The organism is Acidobacteriota bacterium (assembly GCA_033549365.1).
Classification (GTDB): Bacteria; Acidobacteriota; Aminicenantia; order Aminicenantales; family Saccharicenantaceae; genus JAWSUF01.
In genome coordinates, this window is sequence record JAWSUF010000057.1 from 1 (window position 1) to 662 (window position 662).

Annotated in this window: 2 protein-coding genes; both read right to left on the reverse strand. The window is 51.1% G+C overall.

The genetic code is table 11. The features are described 5' to 3' along the window. The coding region (locus SCM96_16015; protein ID MDW7762111.1) for a DNA gyrase subunit A at window positions 1–408 on the reverse strand (408 nt) is incomplete at its 3' end. Between the two features lie 33 nt (window positions 409–441). Continuing rightward, window positions 442–662 (reverse strand): hypothetical protein (locus tag SCM96_16020; protein ID MDW7762112.1); only part of this gene is annotated, 221 nt, incomplete at its 5' end.

Consider the following 662-nt stretch of genomic DNA (forward strand, 5'->3'; position numbering starts at 1 on the left):
ATCCGCCAGAAGTTCATGGGCCAGGCGATCCATGCGAATCTCGGTATAACGCATGGCGGCCGCCGAGTCGCCATCGATAGAACCGAAGTTCCCCTGACCGTCGACCAGCGGGTGCCGCATGGAAAAGTCCTGGGCGAGACGGACGATCGTGTCATAAACGCCCGTATCCCCATGAGGATGATATTTACCGATGACATCGCCGACCACGCGGGCCGATTTCTTATAGGGTTTGTTGTAGTCATTGCCCAGATCGTTCATGGCGAAAAGCACACGCCTGTGCACGGGCTTCAGGCCGTCACGAACGTCGGGCAGCGCCCGCCCGATGATGACGCTCATCGCATAGTCCATATAGGACTTACGCATTTCATCTTCTATGTTTATAGTGACTTTATTCTGTTCAGATAACATTTTTCCTCCGGAAAGACCCTAGTGCACCAAGGATCAGATATCGAGATTCGATACATTCAAAGCATTATTTTCGATGAATTCTCTTCTAGGCTCTACCTGGTCCCCCATCAGAACGGTAAATATTTCATCCGCCTCCACGGCGTCTTCAATTTTCACCTGGAGCAGCACCCGTTTGTCGGGATCCATAGTCGTCTCCCACAATTGCTCGGGATTCATTTCTCCCAAGCCTTTATAACGCTGAATGTATTGTCCTT